Below are 17,236 nucleotides of genomic sequence, written 5' to 3' on the forward strand. Positions count from 1 at the left end.
TGCTAACCTAACTTGAGTGTCCGTGTTGCATATGTTGCGCTACTACAGATCACTGCTCTGGTGGTTCCTCGGGTTGGTGATGCTCATGGGGCTGAGTGTGGGGGTGGGTGCCCGCGAAACCGCCTTCTTGCCAGTTGTTCAGGTGCTGCCCAGCGCGTGGGATTTTGCTTTGCACCCGCTGCATCATCCACTGCTCCGCGAGCAGTCCGCGCAGGCCGAGTTAGCGATCCTCATTGGCGGGCTGCGCATTCCGCGCACCTTGCTTGCCCCACTGGCGGGCGCCTGCTTAGGGGTGGCGGGCGCTATTTTGCAAGGACATACCCGCAATCCGCTAGCAGATCCCTCACTGGTTGGCATTCATGCAGGCGCGGCGGTCGCAGTGGTGCTCAGCGCTTTGCTGCTGCCTGGGGCATCACCGGTGGTGTTGACTCTCGCCGCCATCGGCGGGGCGTTGGTGGTAAGCAGCGTGGTTTTTCTAGTGGCCTTTGCCGGCGGGTTTCGTCATCTCCCGCTGACCTTACTGCTAGCTGGCACGGCAATCTCTGCATTGTTGATGGCTGTCGTGCATGGACTGATCCTGATCCACCCACAAGCGTTGGACGCGTTTCGCACCTGGGCGACCGGGTCGGTAACTGGAGCGTCGATGCAGGATGTGGCGGTGCTTGCCGTACCGGCCATCATCGGCCTGTTTGCCGCCTTGGTGCATATGCGCAGCCTGGATGTTATCGGATTAGGGGACGCGCAAGCGCAAGCGTTGGGTGCGCGTGTGACAACCGTGCGGCTCAGCGGATTACTGATCGTAGCGCTCCTTGGTGGGGCGGCGGTTGCCGGTGCCGGGGCAGTACCCTTTGTGGGTCTTGCCGCACCACACGTTGCCCGCCTGCTCTACGGGGCAAGCTATCCACAGGTAGTACCCTATTCGATGATGATTGGCGCGGTTGCCGCTCTGATTGCTGACATGCTTGCTCGCTTCGTGCTGGCACCGGCAGAGTTACCCATGGGTACCGTATTGGCCGTACTCGGGGCACCACTGTTTATTGCGCTGGTGCGCACAACTTCCAAGGAGCTCACCCAATGAGCATCCGCATACTTCATAACACAGCAACCAGCACCATCCGAAGCACAGGCAGTCGAAACCGCAACCTGGCATTATCCCGGCGGGGGCGGTGGGGTGTCATCGTATTTGCGGTGGGCGTAATTTTACTGGTCACCGCAGTGATCACCGGTGATTTCCCAGTCACCGTCGCCGATTGTGTGCGGATTGTGTTCGGCGACGGCAGTCCCGTGGAGCGCAAAATCGTGCTCGACTTGCGCCTGGGGCGAGCATTGTCAGCGTGGTGCGTGGGGGCTTGCCTTGGTGCCGCCGGCGCACTCACCCAGTCGGTTGCCAGAAATCCGCTAGCTAGTCCCGATGTGTTGGGTATTACGCAAGGTGCTGCGCTCGCTGCAGTGGCTGCCCTTACCGGGCTGCCCGCCTTACTCACCCCGGCAATGGGGACAGCTACCCAGGTGGGCGTATCCGCAGCGGCACTCGTTGGTGGGCTCACAACTGGGGTGGTGGTGTGGGTTCTCGCTGCACCGAAACGCGGTCAGCCGACGGCTGTGGTACTGGTCGGCGTGGGGGTGAGCGTCATGCTGCAGGCCGCCACTACTTGGCTTATTGCCGCCACCGATCTGGATCAAGCAGCAGCCGCCCATCGCTGGTTGGCAGGTTCGCTTGCCGCAACGTCACTGGCCACAGTTCCGCTGCCCCTGACCTGCTGTATTGCCGTGTTGTTCCTGAGCCCGTGGCTTGCATTTCATTTACCGATTCTGCAGCTTGGCCCCACGCTGGCGCATCCGCTAGGGGCACCGGTTTCCCACCTGCAGCGGCTCATGTTAGGGCTTGCGATCATGCTCACCGCGGCCGCAGTAGCTGTGGCAGGACCGGTCGGGTTTGTCGCTTTCGCCGCCCCTCATATTGCCCGCAAACTTGGCGGCGATGGACTACCACCAGTGCTGCTGTCTGCCCAATGTGGCGCCGTCATGGTGCTAGGAGCCGATGTCACCTCTGGTGTCCTGGTGGGTGGAACACTTCCAGCCGGGATTCTCACCACCTTCGCTGGTGCCCCAATCCTGCTCATCACCCTGGCGCAACTGCACCGACGGAGCACCTCATGAACGATATATTTACACTGACCGATGTCACCCTGTGCTATGACGCACAGCCCATCGTGGAAGACTTCAACGTGCGCATTCCGCGCGGGAAGATCACCACCATTATCGGCCCGAATGGCTGCGGCAAATCCACGCTGCTTGCTTCGCTGTGCCAGGCACTCACCCCGACCACCGGCACGATTACATACCTGGGAACAGATCTTCGCACGCTACGCCCCCGGCAGCGGGCACAACAGATTGCGCTGCTTCCCCAATCGCCGATCGCCCCACCGGGCACCTTGGTCGGCCAGCTTGTTGCCCGCGGCCGATATCCGCATCGCAGCGTGTGGCAGCCCTGGTCAGCAGAAGATGAACAAATGGTAACCCAAGCGCTCGACGAGGTAGGGCTCGAATCGCTCCGCGACGCACCGCTGAATGCACTCTCCGGCGGGCAGCGGCAGCGGGTGTGGCTAGCCATGGCGCTCGCCCAGCACACCCCTACCCTGCTGCTTGACGAGCCAACCACCTATCTTGACATTGCCCATGCCATCGATGTGTTGACACTCGTACGGCAACTGCGCACCCAGCATGACAACACCGTGGTTATGGTGCTGCACGATCTCACCCTCGCCGCCCGATTCTCTGACCACCTCATCGTGCTGGATCAGCACGGGCAACTCATCGCAGCAGGCGATCCAGCAACCATCCTCACCCCAGCGGTGATCGAAACCGCCTTTGCAGTCAGTGCTGCGATCTTGCCCGATCCCGGCGGCGACGGACCGCTCGTTGTGCCACTCCGCACCATCCACTAAAATAGGTAAGGCTTACTTAAAAACTGTCGTTGGGAATGTGACATGCCCACAGTCGCACAACTGTGTTGCCCGTCCCAGCAACCACGGCAGCACAATGCTCACTAGCCACGCAAAGAAAGGTTGTGCTTTTCAAACCCATGCGCCCTGTAACACTTCGCATCACCGCCCTGCTGTGCGCTGCCGCGTTGAGCGTCACCGCCTGCACCGCCGAGAAGCAGCCCACCGACACCGCGTCTGCGACCACCAGCAGCACACACACCACGAACACCACCAGCAGTGCCACCGCCACCGCTGCTTGGCCGCGCACCATTACTACCACCAACGGCCAAGGCCAGCCCACCGAAGTAACGATAACCGAGAAGCCAACCCGCATTGTTAGCACCTCAGTGACGTTAACAGGGGAACTGCTCGCCATGGATGCACCCGTGGTGGCCACCGGCACAGTAAACAACAAACCGCCGCTGGCGGACGCAGATGGGTTCTTCACCCAGTGGGCCAACGTCGCCCACGAACGCGGACTCAGCGCAGCATATCTGCGGGAACCCAATGTGGAAGCAATTCTTGCCGCCGAACCCGATCTCGTGCTCATCAGCGCCAGCGGTCAAGATTCGGCAGCCGAGCTCTATGGTCAACTCGCGGATGTCGTACCAACCATCGTCGTCGACTACTCCAAGCAAAGCTGGATTGATACCGCCCGCCAACTCGGGGAAATCACTGGCCACGAGCAGGAAGCAGCAGCCGCTATCGATCGATATCACGCCCGCCTAGAGGCGGTGAAAGCTGCAATCACCCTGCCTGAACAGCCAGTAAACATTGTCTCCCTCACCAAGGAGCCGGGCGTATTAAATTTCTTTACCGACGCCTCAGCACAGGGCCAAATCTTTACCGCACTCGGATTTACAGTGGTCGAACCTGACCCCAATCTGGTGTCGACTGCCGGCAATCATGCCAACCGCAACGACGTCAAGCCCGTAGCCGCCGAGAATGCCGCCCTCGCCCTGACCGGTAACACAGTGTTTGCCCTCTCTGCTGATGGCCGCGAAGCAGCGGCAGTACTCACCAGCGACCCCCAGCTTGCAGGCACCCCAGCTGTGCGCAATAACACCGTCATCGACCTTGCCCCAACAGCCTTCCGAATCGACTACTACAGCGCCATGGCGCTGCTCGATCAAATCGAGGCGCTCTTTACCGCCTAACGGGCAAGCAACGCCGGCTGCAGCAACACACAATCATTGCTTCATTCCGCACCACCCCGGACAAGGTGTACCACACCACAAAGTCCGGGGTGTTGTACTGCCGCTACCGGTGACCTCACGTCTAACAGGACGAACACCCGTCACCCATCTGCCGGGACCACCATGCAGCATGGCAAGGCAAGGCATCCTCGTCACCGATCAACAACTGGACGGCATCTGCCACAGATAATCTAACCCAATTCGGCTCGTCGTAATTGACAGGCCGTTGACCACCGCCTCAGCACACACCACACATGTTCCGCGCCCATTCCACGCGAACAACAATGTTGCTTTTCACGCACCTATTTGGTTTTGGCGAGCGAAAAAATGCTCGACAGCGCTGCATCGGAAGATAATCCAGACTTAAGGACAAAGGACTCCAGCACCACAAACGATCCACCAAGCGATTCACCTACTAGAGCGGCAGCCTCACCCCACTGATATTTTTTGGTTTCAGCATTCACCGAGGCAAGGAATTGCTGCTGGTCGACAATTGCGCGCATATGGGAAGCGGCATCCATCAACCCAGCACCTTGCTCAGTTCATACCGTCACATCTCAACACACCACTTTGGCGACTGTGACGTCACCGTCGTCGTCATCATGAACGCTGTACCCACCGAGCACGGGGCAGCATGGATCCGATTCGCCGCAATTCCAAAACTTACTTATCTGACTGGATGCAAGAAAGGGTGGACGGTGCACATCACAAGCTAGCTCCAATGCTGCAGATAACCATCCGGTAGTGAAAAACTTGTGCATCGAAACAAACTGAGGTTTCGAGGTAAGAATTACCGGCGCAGTATGGTCAGCCGTGAAGGCAACTATCCGAACAAAGGTATCGCCGATTTTCGAGAATCTTAACATCCTACTTTCCGATATGAATTACGTGCGATTTTGTTCAGTTGAGCCAAGTGTATACTCTGCAAAGCTGCAGACGCCATCGTTTCAATGACATCAGAATGCGGTAAGACATAACCGTCTATCGCAGATCCCCAACATGCTCCCATAATCGAAACATAGTCGTTAATATCGCGGGTAACTGGGTGGACAGCACCAGGTTTCGCAGCAAGGTTGAAATCTACCCGTGGCATCCCAGCGTCAAAGGAGCAGACCACACTGAACCATAAAGCCCGCCTCTTGGATATGCGCCACTGAATCTCTCCAAAAAGCCGGAAACCACGCCAACTTCTGCAAGCCCCTTTGCCTTGCAAATATCATGATGAAGATATGGGTCTGCTGCACGTTTAGGTGACAGTTCTATGCAGCTTTTTGGGCTGCCTAGTGATTGATTGTTTCATACTCGAGCGGGGTGAGCCGCCCGAGGCGTGTTTGTCGGCGGCGAAGGTGGTTCCGGCTGCAAGATTTGCGGCGAACACTGTCCGGATCGAGGCTTCGGCATCGGGGGCTTGGCTGGCAAGGATTTGGCCGGATTTGATGTTGATGTAGAGGACGATTCCGGCGAGGGGTTTCAAGGGGGACTCCTATGCGGCGGGGCTGTTAGGAGGTGAGCGCGTCGAATGCGTCTTGTTCCGCGATGAGTATTTTGTTGGGACGAGCGCCGAGTTTTGCGAGCTCGTTGAGCACTTCCGGCGTTGGCCGCCGTGTAGTCAAGGCTCGGCTCCAAGTATTTCAGTTGAGGTTGGTTTTGCCTCGAATCCGGTGGCGCTTGAGATTTGGTGCAAGCGCCGGATTCGGTCTATCTCATCGAGCGAGAGTAAAAAAGCACTTATCCTGTAACCTTTCCCTGTTCCTTATGAGTCAATTATTACCTACAGTGGGATACAAAGCACCCCAACTGCCCCATTATTGGGTAGTGCTTTTCCATTTTGTCTTGTCAAGCACTCCCAGTTGGGCTAAAAATGTCCCACAGTGGTACACTTATGACATGGACATAAAAAGCTGGATCAGCGAGCAAACCCGGCACCCCGTCACTTACAGTGATCTCGCAGAGGTACTGGGCGTTACCCGGAAAACAGCAGGCCGCAGACTAAATGACCAGACCAGCTCAGATGACATAATCACGCTGTGCGTCCACTACGACCTCAACCCCCTCGAGTGCCTAGTGGATTTCAGATACATCACCCACCAGCACATACTCGACTACTTCGATTCCGACGGCGAGCTCGTCGCTACAGCAAGTGACGCGCAGCTCATTCTTGAGCTAGCCCGCAGAATCGTCCCGGCTAAGCATGCGGAAGAGCTTGACGCGCTAGAGGGCGCGGCGACTCCCCCGTACCTGCGCGCCGTCGCGGACTCGTCCCCCGACGAGCCTGAGGACGGGATGGACTTCGATTCCCCGTAAATTCGAACACTCAGCCGACCCCGGACGGCAGCGGCTGGCACAATACATGCGAGCACACCCGAAATGAGAGGAGCCACAGACCATCTCCATTGAAGAACTGGAAGCCCTCGGCGTCACCATCACCGAGCACACCGGCGGCAGCAAAGGCTATTACCTCCACCACCAGCAGCAGATCAGCATCAGGCAGGGGCTTCCACGCAGGGCGCACCGCTGCACTCTCGCACACGAACTCGCCCACGCGATACGCGGCGACAAACCAGTGGAAAAGAGGCATTTCCACGCCCGGCAAGAACGAGCGGCTGACCAAGCAGCCGCCCGCATTTTAATCGACCCCGGCGAATACCGGCTGGCAGAAACCCTCCCCGGGAGACGTACCAGCGATCTGCGAAGAACTCGACGTCACAAAACACATCCTGAAAACCTGGCTTGCCACCCGGCAAGCCCTACGAGACGAACCGAATGGTTCCGAATGCGACGCCTACTAGCGATTGGCGCTATCGCCACAATCACGATGCTTACCGGCTGTTCAGCTGACAGCCCCGAAGTTCCCCCCTCTGCGAGCACTACCACCGAAGCCGCCGCCTTCTCCGATGTAGAGACCACGAACTGCACCAGCGATGGTGCGCCGGTGACGCTGACTAAAGCCTCATTGTGGAGTACGGATGATGGGAAGACCCGCACTGCCGAGCTCTGGTGGGAAGGTGACCTGCCGGACACCTACACCGCCACCCTCAATGCGGTAGACGGCGGGAAACTCACCAATGCCGAGCTGTTCGTGGAATCCGGCAAGCTTGTGCATTATGGCGTGTATTCGGAGCTTGAGAAGCGGACGATCAAGCCGTCCATGCTTCCCTGGACTACCCCAGGCAATGGGCGGCTCCCTATCCCGGAGGCAATGGCCAAGTATTTCAACCCATCCCCGCTGATGTCGGTGGCGATCACCCTGCCGGATCGAACATCCACATCCTGCACTTTTAACTAAAAAAGCCCCGCCTACCACCGAATTTGAGAACCCAAGTGGTAGGCGGGGGTGTAAGCAAGCCCACGCAGGAAACTGCGCCAGACCCATATAGGAGCATATCATGGCGCCGATCCAAAAATATAAGACCGCAACAGGCACCGCGTGGCGGGTGCAGTATCGCGAACCAGCAGGCAAAACCCCGCACCATGCAGGGTTTCAAGACAAAGGTGCAGGCGCAGGCGTGGGCGGCGGAAAACACCACCGCCATCAACACATGCACATGGGTCGACCCAGGTGCCGGAAACGTGACAGTAGCCACCCCCGCTGAAACATGGATCGCCGGAAAACAGAACTCAAACCATCGACAGTGGCAGGGTATTCGCAGATTCTTTCCGCACGAATCATTCCGGACTGGGGTACGCGGCGAATCGCGTCGATCCGCTCCTCGGAGGTGCAGGCGTGGGTATCGGCAATGCCCATCTCTGGGAAAACCGCGCGTGAGCAACACGCGATACTCGCCCAAATCCTTGACCTCGCCGTCGACGACCGCCTCATCACCACGAACCCGGCGCGCGGAATATCGCTGCCGCGTAGAAACCCGCCCGTCAAGGTCTAACTCACCCTGGAACAGCTCGCTATGGTGGCAGAACATTCCGGCGATCACGCCACCCTCGTGTGGCTGCTTGGCACTGTGGGGCTGCGGTGGGGTGAAGCCGCCGGCTTACAGGTGGGCGATATTGACCATGACCGGGGCAGAATTACGATCGCTCGTAGCGTGTCGTGGCTTCAAAGCGAGCTGGTGTTGGGCACACCTATAAACGGCAAACCTAGACAGGTGTCGGTCACCATGTCGGTGCTGCGGATGCTCGCACAGCAAACAGCCGGTAAGCCAAAAACGGCGTGGGTGTTTTTCTCCAGTGACGGCATGCCGCTGCGGAAACAGAACGCTGGAAGCGGGTTTTTCGCGCGCGGTTACCCGCTGCCAGCAGCTCGATCCTGATTTTCCTAGGATTACCCCGCACGGTCTGCGTCATGTGGCGGCGGGGTTGTTGATCTCAGCGGGCGCGAATGTGAAGGTGGTGCAGCGGCAATTGGGGCACGCGACCGCGGCGATGACGCTGGACACGTATGCGGATCTTTTCGATGATGATTTGGACACGGTGGCGATGCTGTTGGGGGATGCTGTAGCGGCGCGGGTTTCGTAAAAATGGGGTGTGCTGCGTCTAGCTCACAAGTGCGAAAACGTGCCCTGGTTTGCCCTGACTTTCCCTGATGTTAGAGCGGATTTAGAGCGGAAAATAGGAAATGCGTCTGTTTTAATCATAAAAAATAGCCCCCTACCAGCTAAAACTGGTAGGGGGCATTTGTGGGGCCACCGGGGCTCGAACCCGGGACCAACGGATTATGAGTCCGCGGCTCTAACCGACTGAGCTATAGCCCCACGGTTGACAACGAGACGACAAGGTTTGCCGCCTCATCTCAACGCTGGCAACAGTATAGCCCGCGCAGCTGTTCACGACGAGCACCCCTCTCCGTTTTCGAAAACATTGCAGGAAATGAGCTATTTTCCGCACTGCCAACACTCCCCTATCCCTACTGCTCCGCTCCCGAGTCGCTTTCCTGTGACTGATCAGACTTGGACACACACCCGCCACTTTCCTGCACAATGTCACCGTAGCGCACCAACCCTTCAAAACATGCCTAGAAAACTCGTCACTACCTGGCGATTTGCCATTAACGTCCAAGGCTAGCTATAGTTTCTTTTCGTTGCCACGGAGCACAGCACCGCAGCAACAACACAATTCAATTCCCCATTAGCTCAATGGCAGAGCATTCGACTGTTAATCGAAGGGTTGCTGGTTCGAGTCCAGCATGGGGAGCAACGATAAACCGGCTAGGATTCCTAGTCGGTTTTTTCGTTCATCACCAGCTTCATCTATCGCCGCTGTGGGCAGCACCCTATTAGCTACGGCCAACGCCACCACTGCAGCCCGCAACCGGTACAGTTGGTACAGTGCCTGGATATCACCACCAGGCCTGCTCTAGTACGAGGGAAGTTCATGATTCAATTCGTTGTTGGCGCTGCTGCCGGATATCTGCTGGGTACGAAAGCAGGCCGGAAGCGCTACGAACAAATCCGCACCGGCTATCAGGCTGCCGTGAATTCACCAGTAGCAAAAGCGGCAGTGAAAGCGACCCGCAAAGCCGTCGCAAACAAGCTTGACCCTGAACCACGGATGAAGGAAGTAAAAAACCTCTCCAAAGACGGCATGAACTATCAAGTCTTGCAACGCGACGACGACTAGCAGCAAGACCAATGCAAGGCGAGAGTGCCCCACTTCTTGATAGAGCACTGCTTGCTTGCAAAAACTTCACTGCTTTTCTACCAATGCACCCCATGGAAGCTGGTTCAATACTCAACCAGTCCAATGGGGTGTTTTTCGTCTTTAAAGAGACACTCCGGGTGCAAGCGGTACCTGTTGTTCTGCGGTAAAGGCAAACACTGCGCATACAGCACTTGTCGCTTAACAGTGAGCCACCCAAGCCACCATGGGTCTTGGGGGGGGGATCCCACTCACACACCAGATATGGTCTTTTTATTGGCTTTGCGCTGTGTTTCCAGCGCGATAATCCGAGAAAAAAGTTCATCATAGGCGGCTGGATCGCTGTCGCGTCGCATTCGCTGCAGTTGACCTTTGAGCTGAGCAATCATGTTGCCAATAAACGCATCGACGAGACTGGCTAAAATACTGCGGGCATACGCCCCCAGGGCGTCCTCATCACACCTGATCTCTTCCATGGCAAGCTCACTGACCAACGAGGCACCCGCAAAATCACCAACATTGTCCGCGACTTCGCTCAACCAGGTAGCCCCCGGTTTGACAGTAGTGAGACTCCCAGTACTTCTGATCGCCCCAGCGATACGTTGATACGTCGGATCGGTAAACAATTCGTCGACTGTTTGGTCAAAGCTTTGCCCTAGAAGCTGCGGGTATTGCAGCGCAAGTTTGATGGTTTCCCGCTCCGGGTAAAGCCGCCTGCTACGACGATCAGGCAGCCGCAGCGAAGACTCTTGTGTCCCACCCGAGGGCACCACAATCTGCTGCCGTTTGCTGTGCTGCTGCTTGGGTGGCTGCTTATGCAGCCGTTCGATAAGGTCGACAACTTCCCGCTCATCTGACCAACCAATCCACCCTGCAGCGTCCCGGGCATAGTTTTTCCGCAGCATCGCATCATCCACCCGGGCAATATGGGGGGCAACCCGTTGCAATGCTTGATGGCGACCGTTAGCTGACGACAAATCGTAGCCAGACAGCAGGGTACGAACCACGAACTCAACCATAGGAAGTCTCGTGGCAACCAGCTCTGCTAAAGCTTTATTGCCATGCTGCAGGCGAAGATCACATGGATCAAGCCCATCAGGGGCGACGCACACAAACGAAGCGGACATGTATTGTTGATCGCCGTTGGCAACCCGTAATGCGGCTTTCTGTCCGGCCTCGTCGCCGTCAAAGGTGTAAATCACTTCTCCATGGAAGAAGGAATCCTCGGTTAAAAACCGGCGCAGCAAATGCAGGTGTTCATCACCGAATGCGGTACCGCAGGCTGCAACTGTTTCCGTCACCCCGGCAGCATGCATCGCCATCACATCGGTATAACCTTCCACAATGACTGCCCGATGATGCTCCGCGATAGCATGTTTCGCCAAGTCAAGACCGAAGAGTACCTTCGACTTCTTGTAAAGCATCGTCTCTGAAGTGTTGATGTATTTGCCGAGTTTATCGTCGTCAAACAGCTTTCTGGCGCCAAACCCAATGACTTCACCGGTTACTGATTTGATCGGCCAGAGCAGCCGCCGGTGGAAACGGTCGATCGGCCCTCGCCGCCCCTGCGAGGTGAGTCCCGCATCAATGAGTTCCTTCGCACTAAACCCACGCCCCAGAAGATGCTTAGTCAACGTATCCCAACCATCGGGGGCGTAGCCGCACCCAAAGGTTTCAGCATCCGCACGACCGAACCCTCGCTGGGCTAAAAATTCCCGACCAACTGCGGCTTCAGCGGTGATGAGATGTTCCTGGTAAAACTCGTGGGCGAGTTTGTTGGCTTCAATGAGCCGTTTGCGGGTGCCTGGTTCTGTGCGGGTCGAGGTGCCGCCACCCTCATAGTTGATGTGGTAGCCAATCTTGTCGGCGCAGATCTCTACTGCTTCCGGGAAGGTGACATGTTCGACCTCCATGAGGAAGGTAAAAACGTCTCCGCCTTTCCCGGTCGAAAAACAGTGAAAAAAGCCGCGTTGTGGACGCACATGAAATGATGGGGTTCGCTCGTCTTTAAAGGGGGAAAGCCCCTTCAGCGAGTCCGCCCCAGCCGGTTTGAGCTGCACATATTCCGAGACGATCTCCTCGATAGCGGTGCGCTCTCGAATCTCAGCGATGTCTTTTTCGGGAATACGTCGAGCAGCCATAGAGCACATGGTAGTGAACATTGGCAGCAAGGTTGGATTTTGGCCTGTCGCAGCTGTGGATAAACCCGAAATCAGGCCGAAAATTGTTCATTCCCTGTGCAGTAGACGGCCACGGATCTGCTGCCCATCGCCACCCCACCACTCCCAACCCGGGCGAGTGCAAGTAGTCTTAACAGATCGGAAGTGACTACTGTTGCAGCGTCTCCGGCACTGCGCGATGCCATGCAATGCCGTTTGTCGCTTTTCGGATTACACTAAAGCGCTATGTCGAATCTGCTGCGGAATAAAGGCCTGCTGGCGCTGGTCATTTCGGTGTTGACCGCAATCGCTGCATATTTTGGACTCAATATTGACCAACCAGGACAAAACCCTGTTTCGTCGAGCACCGTCTCCTCCCCTCCCACCAGTGCAAGTCAGCCTTCATCTTCGACGACAAATCGCCACCCCACTGTCAGTAGCTCCCCCACTGCCCGCGTCAGCACTTCGCCCACCTCCCCGCGACTATCGACGGCAAATTCCCAATCCTCTGATGGTGCACCGAACACTAGCGGACTTACCGAGTGCCCGGTTACAAGTTTGCCGAAGGAGGCACAATCAACCATTGCACAGATTGTGCAGGGCGGACCGTTTCCTTATCCGGCCAATGACGGCACCCGGTTTGGCAACTATGAAGGGCATTTGCCGAAACAGCCGCGAAATTATTACCGGGAATACACTGTCCCAACTCCGGGTGTTTCGCACCGCGGGGCACGCCGGATTGTTACCGGCGGGCAAGGCACCCAACCTGAGGGATGGTTTTATACCAGCGACCATTACGACAGTTTCTGCTTCATCCCTGATGCCCCTGGTGGCGACAATACTCGGTAAAAGCTTCACAAGCTCCGACACTCACCACGTTCCCGGATGAGCGTCTTGCTCCCTATATGTTCGGGTCGAATTTTTCTTAATGGAAGACCACACCATGACGCTTCACCCAGCAGTACATTCCCAGCTTTCGCAGTATCCCGCCCGCACACTGATAGTGATTAATGCACCTTCCGACACAACCGGTCGCGCAGCACACACTGGCAGCAGTAGCGAACGGCAGCTGATTACCGCGATCGGTGAGCAGATCACCGCAGCTAATGGCACGCAAGTCACGGCAATTCCGCAGAATCTCGACGGGCTGGCAGATCTTTTATCCTCGATCCCGCCGGTAACTGTCGTAGCAACCAGGGCAGCAACATTGCCGCTGCACCGCCAGCTGCTGTGGTGGACAGTGTTTCGCGAAACCGGTCAGTCGCTGCTCATCCACGATCCCGCGAACGAGCCTTCGACATCCAGACAGCAACACACGGTGTAACACACTGCCGCGGCGCGGCACACCGCACAGGTTAGCCGTAGAAAGAGGCGATACTGTGGGCACGTTTCGCCACAGTCTGCAGTGCGGTTTCCGTCAAGGAGGCGATCTGATCAATGATCACACGGGTTTTCGCCGCATCATTTTCTGCTTGGACAAACCAGGCAGCAAACATCGGGTCAAGGCTTTCCGGAGCGGTGAGCTGGTAGAAGTCGAAAACACGCGCGATGCGATCACGTTGCCGATCTTGGTTTGACAAGTGGGATGGCTCATCCATGACATAGAGCACAGCGAGGGTTTTTAGCAGAGTCACTTCTGCCTGCACTTCCGCCGGGCGAACAACCTGACCATGCAACCGATCAGCAATAGGCTCATTGTGCTGGTTACTTGCGGCAATGGTTGCCCCAATGTAGCGGCCAACCAGTTCACTGGTGAGTCGTTTCAATCCGGCCAGTCCTTTAAGTGTGGGGGAAAACTCGGCCGCCGCAATAACACTGGAAAGCTGCCGAAGCCGGTCCGCGGCGGCCAGCAGCTCTTCGGGGCTGCCACCGTAGACTTCTGCGCCCCGATTAGCCAATGATGCCAGTTCAACAAAGTCCCACAACACCGCCAAACTGATCCGCCCTGCGATGATGCCATCTTCCACATCGTGCACGCTGTAGGCAATGTCGTCGGCAAAGTCCATCACCTGCCCTTCCAATGGCGGAATGCGAGAGCCTTCAACGTGCCCTGCTCGCGCAAATTGCAACAGTGCCAGGTCTTCGTCATAACAGCCGTATTTTCGGTTAACACTGCCATCTGGGTTGGTGCGTGTCCACGGATATTTGCACGCTGCATCGAGTGCCGCACGAGTGAGGTTCAACCCGTATGAGTTGCCTTCCTCGTCGAGAATTTTCGGTTCAAGGCGGCCAAGAATCCGCAAAGTTTGGGCGTTTCCTTCAAAGCCCCCACAGTCGGCTCCGAGTTCGTTTAGCGCTACTTCCCCATTATGCCCATATGGGGGATGCCCAATGTCGTGGGTGAGACCGGCGAGTTCACACAAGTCCGGATCAGCACCCAACCCGGTGCCAATTGCCCGCGCGATCTGCGCGACTTCCAGGGAATGGGTGAGCCGTGTGCGCGGTGTATCGCCGGCTTGCGGGCCGACGACTTGGGTTTTGTCCGCGAGACGTCGAAACGCCGCCGAATGCAGCACCCGTGCCCGGTCGCGGGCGAAGGGATGCCGTAGTTCTGGGGAATCCACAAGATGGTGTGTTTTCGCAGCTTCAGGCAAAAGACGTGCACAGTCGTCGACTGTGTAGCGATATGGGGATCGTTGTGTATCCACTTCGGCGAAGTCACCATCCTTGTGTGGTCGTGTTGTGTTCAGGTGTGCGTGACGGTTACCCATCGTGAACGTTTACCGGGGACGTCATCAGCCTCGTTGCCCAACCAGCGTCGCAAACAGGTTGATTTTCAAGGCTTTTGTTCTGCTGTTAAGCAGGCTAGTTGCCGCAGCCACTAATTCACCCTTGACACGCGGAACTCCAAGGTCGTGGTGCACAACCGTTACACACCGTGCACTAAGCGACAATCGTGGCGAACAGGTGCCGTGCTTGTGCCGTGCTTGTGCCACGCTGTCTGCCAGCTATTTGCGGACGGGTGTGCCAAATACCGAAACGCTGGCCGCAACAAGGGTTTCCTCCCCACCGGTTGCCTTTCACTGATCTTCGCCCGCGGTAGCGAATTGCCGTTAGGATGGAATGTTATGGCTGAGAGTTTCCCCCGTTCATCCCGCCGTCTTGCTGCTCGTCTTCTGCTTATTGGTGCTGCCACCGGCTGTGGCTTGGCCGGTACCCTACTGCCGTATGCTGCCGCCGAACAGATGGCACCAGCGATGATTGTGGCACAGCCGGCCACAGCAGTCGACAGTGGAGTGATCGACGAATTAGGTGTTTTATCCACCGCAGAGATCAACGCGTTAACCAATGAGATCGCTGCGGTGCGCGACGCCGGCGGCGATGTGCTGATTGCGTTTGTCACCGATATCGGCGGATCCCCGCAGCAGTGGGCAGCTGAGCAAACTGCCACACATTCCAATCCGGGTTTTATCGGTTTAGGTGTGCAAACCCAACCGAATCGTTATTCGATTGCCTACCAGCAGGGCGCGGTAGCCGAATCTGCAATTGATGCGCTTGACAGTCGGGTGCGGGCAGCGCTTGCCCAAGGGGATTTTTATGCCGCCGCAGAACACATCGTGCAACAAGCTGCACAGTTCAGTAACGCAGGTGCAACACCAGCCCCTGGCGGCGTGCCGTCCTCTACTCCTGTCGCCACCCCACCACAGGGCGGAGCACAGTCCCCAGGCTCAACCACTAATTCGACGTCGACTGCCAATACCCCGGGACTGTTGGGTGGTGTTGGTGGTGCGGTGCTGCTTGGCGGAGGAGCGTTTGTCGTCTATCGACTGGCGAAACGGTCAAACGGTCGACGCGCAGTGGAGTCTTCGTCGCCACGGGCGATCGGCAGTGGTGCGTCGGTCACCATCGAGCAGGCACGCACTATTGACCCGGCAGACACTGTCACGTTATCGAAGCTGCCGCTGGCGATCCTGCGGCAACGCGCGGAAGAGGAACTCGCTTCTACCGATCAGTTGAATCGGCGTGCCACCGACGAACTTGCCCAGGCGACTGCTGAGTTTGGACCGGAAAAGACACGAAGTTTCACAGCCGCGATGAACCGTTCCACTACAACGCTGCAGCGTGCGTTTCACACCTTCCATGAACTAACCGCTGGCCGCCCAAGTGATGCTGAGCTGCGGGCCGGATTAGTCAGTGTGATTAGCGATTGTGGCACTGCCGACCAGGCTTTAGCGGAGCAGGCAGACAATTTTGCGGAATTAATCGATTTGCTCGTGCAGGCACCTGCGAAGATCGAAGAATATACCAAGCAGTTAGTGGAGCTGTCGGCGGCTATACCTTCAGCAAAGAAACAAGCAGCAGCGTTGGCTAACCGCTATCCGGAATCGGTGGTTGCCCCAGTCAACCAGCATGTCGCATTGGCAAAAGCGCACATTGCCTCCGCGGAGGATCTGCTCGATCAGGCGCGCAACATGCTTGGCGCCCCGTCAGATAGTCAAGGGCTCATTGTCGATTATCTGCGGGGTGTCAGTGATAACCTCACCCAAACCCAGACGCTGCTTGCTGCCGTTGACCAGGCAGGACCTACCTTGGCGCATGCGGATAGCACTATTGCCAGTTTGCGCGCAGAGATCACCGATGAGCTCGCCGAGCTCGAGCGGATTCTGCAAGAGTCGGGAACAACTGCACTGGTCAGCAGCAATCCGGAACAGACTGCCGCCGAGTTGAAGAAGGCGAAACAACTCCTGGCGGATGCTGCCACAGCGGCGACAACTGACCCGTTGGGAACGTTAGCGACGCTCACCGATTTGGACGCGGAACTTGATGAACTCCTTGCTGCAGTCAAACAGCAGGTGACCACGGTTGAACGGAAGTCGTCACTTGTTGATCAACTGTTGCAGGCAGCCGCAACGAACATCACTGTTGCTGATCAGTTGGTTGATACTCGCCCAAGTGCGATCGGTGCCGACGCCCGGACAGCGTTAGCTGCGGCGAAGCGATCCTATGCACAGGCGTTAAATGGCCGCAGTGGCAGTATTGATGCAGCAATGGGATTTGCCCGGCAAGCTGATCGGCAGGCAGCCGCCGCGGTTGCTGCCGCGAATCGGGATATGCAGCGTTACCAGCAGCAGCTTGCACCCCGCTACAACAGTCGCGGAAATTCCAACATGGGTGCGTTTATCGCCGGTGCACTGGTCAATTCCATGTTGAATAATCATCATCGCTCCCATGGCGGATTTGGGGGCGGCGGATTCGGTAGCGGTGGCAGCTTCGGTGGTGGCGGCGGATTCCGCGGCGGTGGTTTCGGCGGCGGGGGCGGATTCCGCGGCGGAAGTTTCTAACTTGGACATGCCGCACTCGCCCT

At 57.3% G+C, this 17,236-nt stretch carries 16 protein-coding genes, 2 tRNA genes and 2 pseudogenes; 15 read left to right on the forward strand and 5 right to left on the reverse strand.

The features are described from left to right. Window positions 1-31: 31 nt before the first annotated feature. The 4 genes from CCHOA_RS07395 (at window position 32) to fepB (ending at window position 4,144) form a co-directional block, all read left to right on the forward strand. Complete coding sequence (locus tag CCHOA_RS07395; RefSeq protein ID WP_245992280.1) at window positions 32-1,078, forward strand: FecCD family ABC transporter permease; 1,047 nt, start codon at window positions 32-34, stop codon at window positions 1,076-1,078. Then, on the forward strand, window positions 1,075-2,160 hold the full coding sequence (locus tag CCHOA_RS07400; protein WP_123928912.1) for a FecCD family ABC transporter permease: 1,086 nt from the start codon (window positions 1,075-1,077) through the stop codon (window positions 2,158-2,160). Before CCHOA_RS07395 ends, CCHOA_RS07400 begins: the two co-directional genes overlap by 4 nt. Further along, window positions 2,157-2,948 carry an ABC transporter ATP-binding protein gene (locus tag CCHOA_RS07405; RefSeq protein WP_123928915.1) on the forward strand — a complete coding sequence of 264 codons (792 nt, stop codon included), beginning with the start codon at window positions 2,157-2,159 and terminating at the stop codon, window positions 2,946-2,948. The genes CCHOA_RS07400 and CCHOA_RS07405 overlap by 4 nt, the downstream gene beginning before the upstream one ends. 137 nt (window positions 2,949-3,085) lie before the next feature. After that, window positions 3,086-4,144: a Fe2+-enterobactin ABC transporter substrate-binding protein gene (gene fepB, locus CCHOA_RS07410; RefSeq protein ID WP_123928918.1), complete on the forward strand. Its 1,059-nt coding sequence runs from the start codon at window positions 3,086-3,088 to the stop codon at window positions 4,142-4,144. Between the two features lie 341 nt (window positions 4,145-4,485). Here the strand turns inward: fepB and CCHOA_RS07415 are convergent, their stop codons facing one another. Beyond that, window positions 4,486-4,704, reverse strand: a complete 219-nt coding sequence (locus tag CCHOA_RS07415; RefSeq protein ID WP_123928921.1) for a hypothetical protein — start codon at window positions 4,702-4,704, stop codon at window positions 4,486-4,488. A 725-nt stretch (window positions 4,705-5,429) separates the two neighbouring features. Then, window positions 5,430-5,657 (reverse strand): hypothetical protein, encoded by a 228-nt coding sequence (locus tag CCHOA_RS07420; protein WP_123928924.1) that lies wholly within the window; start codon window positions 5,655-5,657, stop codon window positions 5,430-5,432. Between the two features lie 413 nt (window positions 5,658-6,070). Here CCHOA_RS07420 and CCHOA_RS07430 point away from each other — a divergent pair, with 413 nt between their 5' ends. The 6 genes and pseudogenes from CCHOA_RS07430 to CCHOA_RS11055 form a co-directional block, all read left to right on the forward strand. After that, window positions 6,071-6,487, forward strand: a complete 417-nt coding sequence (locus CCHOA_RS07430; protein WP_123928926.1) for a hypothetical protein — start codon at window positions 6,071-6,073, stop codon at window positions 6,485-6,487. Window positions 6,488-6,605: 118 nt separating this feature from the next. Then, a pseudogene (locus CCHOA_RS11205) lies at window positions 6,606-6,776 on the forward strand (ImmA/IrrE family metallo-endopeptidase); the annotation flags it as partial. 180 nt (window positions 6,777-6,956) lie between these two features. Next, complete coding sequence (locus CCHOA_RS10940) at window positions 6,957-7,469, forward strand: hypothetical protein (RefSeq protein WP_245992109.1); 513 nt, start codon at window positions 6,957-6,959, stop codon at window positions 7,467-7,469. Window positions 7,470-7,779: 310 nt separating this feature from the next. Then, complete coding sequence (locus tag CCHOA_RS10805; RefSeq protein ID WP_206425779.1) at window positions 7,780-8,064, forward strand: tyrosine-type recombinase/integrase; 285 nt, start codon at window positions 7,780-7,782, stop codon at window positions 8,062-8,064. A 21-nt stretch (window positions 8,065-8,085) separates the two neighbouring features. Next, window positions 8,086-8,448 carry a tyrosine-type recombinase/integrase gene (locus CCHOA_RS10945; RefSeq protein WP_245992110.1) on the forward strand — a complete coding sequence of 121 codons (363 nt, stop codon included), beginning with the start codon at window positions 8,086-8,088 and terminating at the stop codon, window positions 8,446-8,448. After that, window positions 8,396-8,530: pseudogene (locus CCHOA_RS11055) on the forward strand (site-specific integrase); the annotation flags it as partial. The gene CCHOA_RS10945 and the pseudogene CCHOA_RS11055, both read left to right, overlap by 53 nt. Before the next feature lie 285 nt (window positions 8,531-8,815). Here the strand turns inward: CCHOA_RS11055 and CCHOA_RS07445 are convergent. Next, a tRNA-Ile gene (locus CCHOA_RS07445) sits at window positions 8,816-8,889 on the reverse strand. A 367-nt stretch (window positions 8,890-9,256) separates the two neighbouring features. Here CCHOA_RS07445 and CCHOA_RS07450 point away from each other — a divergent pair. Both CCHOA_RS07450 and CCHOA_RS07455 read left to right on the forward strand, forming a co-directional pair. Beyond that, window positions 9,257-9,328 (forward strand) — tRNA-Asn (locus tag CCHOA_RS07450). A 180-nt stretch (window positions 9,329-9,508) separates the two neighbouring features. Beyond that, the gene (locus CCHOA_RS07455) at window positions 9,509-9,754 is read left to right on the forward strand and encodes a hypothetical protein (protein WP_123928929.1); all 246 of its coding nucleotides are present in this window, start codon (window positions 9,509-9,511) and stop codon (window positions 9,752-9,754) included. A gap of 269 nt (window positions 9,755-10,023) precedes the next feature. On the opposite strand, the gene dnaG is transcribed toward CCHOA_RS07455, so the two are convergent. Beyond that, window positions 10,024-11,913, reverse strand: coding sequence for a DNA primase (gene dnaG / locus CCHOA_RS07460; protein WP_123928932.1), 1,890 nt, complete (start codon window positions 11,911-11,913; stop codon window positions 10,024-10,026). Between the two features lie 348 nt (window positions 11,914-12,261). Here dnaG and CCHOA_RS07465 point away from each other — a divergent pair, with 348 nt between their 5' ends. Together CCHOA_RS07465 and CCHOA_RS07470 are read left to right on the forward strand one after the other, a co-directional pair. Continuing rightward, on the forward strand, window positions 12,262-12,780 hold the full coding sequence (locus CCHOA_RS07465; RefSeq protein WP_425453760.1) for a guanyl-specific ribonuclease: 519 nt from the start codon (window positions 12,262-12,264) through the stop codon (window positions 12,778-12,780). Window positions 12,781-12,874: 94 nt separating this feature from the next. Beyond that, complete coding sequence (locus CCHOA_RS07470; RefSeq protein ID WP_123928937.1) at window positions 12,875-13,255, forward strand: hypothetical protein; 381 nt, start codon at window positions 12,875-12,877, stop codon at window positions 13,253-13,255. A 31-nt stretch (window positions 13,256-13,286) separates the two neighbouring features. On the opposite strand, the gene CCHOA_RS07475 is transcribed toward CCHOA_RS07470, so the two are convergent. Beyond that, window positions 13,287-14,579, reverse strand: coding sequence for a deoxyguanosinetriphosphate triphosphohydrolase (locus CCHOA_RS07475; protein WP_281273264.1), 1,293 nt, complete (start codon window positions 14,577-14,579; stop codon window positions 13,287-13,289). Between the two features lie 420 nt (window positions 14,580-14,999). Between CCHOA_RS07475 and CCHOA_RS10685 the strand changes: the two genes are divergently transcribed. Then, complete coding sequence (locus tag CCHOA_RS10685; protein WP_164472421.1) at window positions 15,000-17,213, forward strand: TPM domain-containing protein; 2,214 nt, start codon at window positions 15,000-15,002, stop codon at window positions 17,211-17,213. Window positions 17,214-17,236 lie beyond the last annotated feature (23 nt).

The sequence above is a fragment of the Corynebacterium choanae genome (genome assembly GCF_003813965.1).
GTDB classification, from domain to species: Bacteria; Actinomycetota; Actinomycetes; order Mycobacteriales; family Mycobacteriaceae; genus Corynebacterium; species Corynebacterium choanae.

Coding starts and splice junctions, on each gene's coding strand:
- CCHOA_RS07395 (WP_245992280.1), top strand. CDS start 32: ATGTTGCGCTACTACAGATCACTGCTCTGGTGGTTCCTCGGGTTGGTG.
- CCHOA_RS07400 (WP_123928912.1), top strand. CDS start 1,075: ATGAGCATCCGCATACTTCATAACACAGCAACCAGCACCATCCGAAGC.
- CCHOA_RS07405 (WP_123928915.1), top strand. CDS start 2,157: ATGAACGATATATTTACACTGACCGATGTCACCCTGTGCTATGACGCA.
- fepB (WP_123928918.1), top strand. CDS start 3,086: ATGCGCCCTGTAACACTTCGCATCACCGCCCTGCTGTGCGCTGCCGCG.
- CCHOA_RS07415 (WP_123928921.1), bottom strand. CDS start 4,704: ATGGATGCCGCTTCCCATATGCGCGCAATTGTCGACCAGCAGCAATTC.
- CCHOA_RS07430 (WP_123928926.1), top strand. CDS start 6,071: ATGGACATAAAAAGCTGGATCAGCGAGCAAACCCGGCACCCCGTCACT.
- CCHOA_RS10940 (WP_245992109.1), top strand. CDS start 6,957: ATGCGACGCCTACTAGCGATTGGCGCTATCGCCACAATCACGATGCTT.
- CCHOA_RS10805 (WP_206425779.1), top strand. CDS start 7,780: ATGGATCGCCGGAAAACAGAACTCAAACCATCGACAGTGGCAGGGTAT.
- CCHOA_RS10945 (WP_245992110.1), top strand. CDS start 8,086: ATGGTGGCAGAACATTCCGGCGATCACGCCACCCTCGTGTGGCTGCTT.
- CCHOA_RS07455 (WP_123928929.1), top strand. CDS start 9,509: ATGATTCAATTCGTTGTTGGCGCTGCTGCCGGATATCTGCTGGGTACG.
- dnaG (WP_123928932.1), bottom strand. CDS start 11,913: ATGGCTGCTCGACGTATTCCCGAAAAAGACATCGCTGAGATTCGAGAG.
- CCHOA_RS07470 (WP_123928937.1), top strand. CDS start 12,875: ATGACGCTTCACCCAGCAGTACATTCCCAGCTTTCGCAGTATCCCGCC.
- CCHOA_RS10685 (WP_164472421.1), top strand. CDS start 15,000: ATGGCTGAGAGTTTCCCCCGTTCATCCCGCCGTCTTGCTGCTCGTCTT.